This window comes from Erwinia persicina NBRC 102418, from assembly GCF_001571305.1.
Classification (GTDB): domain Bacteria; phylum Pseudomonadota; class Gammaproteobacteria; order Enterobacterales; family Enterobacteriaceae; genus Erwinia; species Erwinia persicina.
Genome location: NZ_BCTN01000060.1, coordinates 1 through 1,282 on the forward strand (window position 1 = coordinate 1; position 1,282 = coordinate 1,282).

Here is a 1,282-nt window from a genome sequence, read left to right on the forward strand (position 1 = left end):
GGCGGGTAAGAATGCGGTGGAGAATAACTCGCTGAGTGGAGATAAGGCGCGGGCAGCGGTTAAGGAAAGTGCTGAGGCAATGAAAGCTCAGGTTCGAGAAACCCTTGGCGAAGGCTCTTTATCGCAACTGGTTAACGGAACTATCAATGCACTAGCTGATGGTGGTGACAGCGTGTTAGGTTCTGCGGACTATGCTGCTGATGCCGCAATGGCACTGACAGCTTGTGCGATAGGTGACAGTTATTGCACTAAAGCTATGAGTGACCTGTCTGGCAAAAACCAGACGGTGGCCGACTCGGTTAGTGCATTAATGAATGGTGATACCTGGGAAGGGATAAAAACACTCGCTCAGAAAGCTAACCAAGGTGATCAGCTTGCACTGGAAGGTATGGGGGGGGCTGATGGCTGGCATCCTTATTCCGGGCAAGAAAATCCCTGATGTTGGAGCCGTTATTGTCTCTGATAGTGTCGCTTTTAGTGCCAAACAGTTAGATAAGAAATTCAAACATGCAATTGATTTTGACATTGTTACCACAAAGAAAAATCCCGAGACGCTTAAGCAGTATGAGACTGCCATTAAGAGTCATTTAGATGATGCAGCCACCACCGAAAATGGTACTTATGGTTTTGTGAAAGACTCTAAAGTATTCTTTAATTCGAATACAAATAATGCAGTTGTTATCGATAAGTCAGGTGAGTTTATTACGGGATTTAAAGTTATTCCAGGAACGCCTCAATATGATAACTATATGAAAAATGGGATTTTAAGATGAGTTATTTACTTTTGGAATTTGCTAGATCTTTTGGCGCTGAAAGGTTATCCGCAGCAACATTCGCAGAAGCATACATAGAGCTTTGGCGTATAGAAAGAGATAGCAAAAATATACTGAACTATGATGAGAAGATAAGTGAGTGTTTATCAACTATATTTTGTATGGCTGATATGTATAACCCAGATGAAGATCGTGAAGAATACGAATTTAATGATGAACAACTACGGGGTGAAATAAATAAACTCATAACCACTTATATCAATAAGTAAAAGAATATCCCGGCCACTTCTGAGCCGGGATTTTTCCTTTAACGGTCAGTTACCGCCGCGCTTCTGCGGCTTCGCCATGACCTGAATCACGTCCATCAGCTCACGCTTATTGCGGGCCGAGAGCTTCGGGCAGAGCTGCCGCAGGGCCTGTATCACCTCCGGCTCCGTTGGCGGTATTTCCGCCGTCAGCATCAGACAGCCGTTCATCACCAGCACATTAACGGCATCATCAGACATCCC

At 44.5% G+C, this 1,282-nt stretch carries 3 protein-coding genes and 1 pseudogene; 3 read left to right on the forward strand and 1 reads right to left on the reverse strand.

Translation table 11 applies throughout. The features are described 5' to 3' along the window. From EPE01S_RS23720 to EPE01S_RS22645, 3 genes and pseudogenes are all read left to right on the forward strand, one after another. Positions 1-439, forward strand: a pseudogene (locus EPE01S_RS23720) (VENN motif pre-toxin domain-containing protein); the annotation flags it as partial. Continuing rightward, positions 402-773 carry a colicin D domain-containing protein gene (locus EPE01S_RS22640; RefSeq protein WP_167550602.1) on the forward strand — a complete coding sequence of 124 codons (372 nt, stop codon included), beginning with the start codon at positions 402-404 and terminating at the stop codon, positions 771-773. The pseudogene EPE01S_RS23720 and the gene EPE01S_RS22640, both read left to right, overlap by 38 nt. Next, entirely contained in the window at positions 770-1,042 is a 273-nt protein-coding gene (locus tag EPE01S_RS22645) for a colicin immunity domain-containing protein (RefSeq protein WP_062749683.1), read from the forward strand. Before EPE01S_RS22640 ends, EPE01S_RS22645 begins: the two co-directional genes overlap by 4 nt. A gap of 45 nt (positions 1,043-1,087) precedes the next feature. On the opposite strand, the gene EPE01S_RS23725 is transcribed toward EPE01S_RS22645, so the two are convergent. Beyond that, the coding region (locus EPE01S_RS23725) for a SymE family type I addiction module toxin (protein ID WP_306304622.1) at positions 1,088-1,282 on the reverse strand (195 nt) is incomplete at its 5' end.

Excerpts from the sequence above, each read along its gene's own strand:
- EPE01S_RS22640 (WP_167550602.1), top strand. The coding sequence starts at position 402 with ATGGCTGGCATCCTTATTCCGGGCAAGAAAATCCCTGATGTTGGAGCC.
- EPE01S_RS22645 (WP_062749683.1), top strand. The coding sequence starts at position 770 with ATGAGTTATTTACTTTTGGAATTTGCTAGATCTTTTGGCGCTGAAAGG.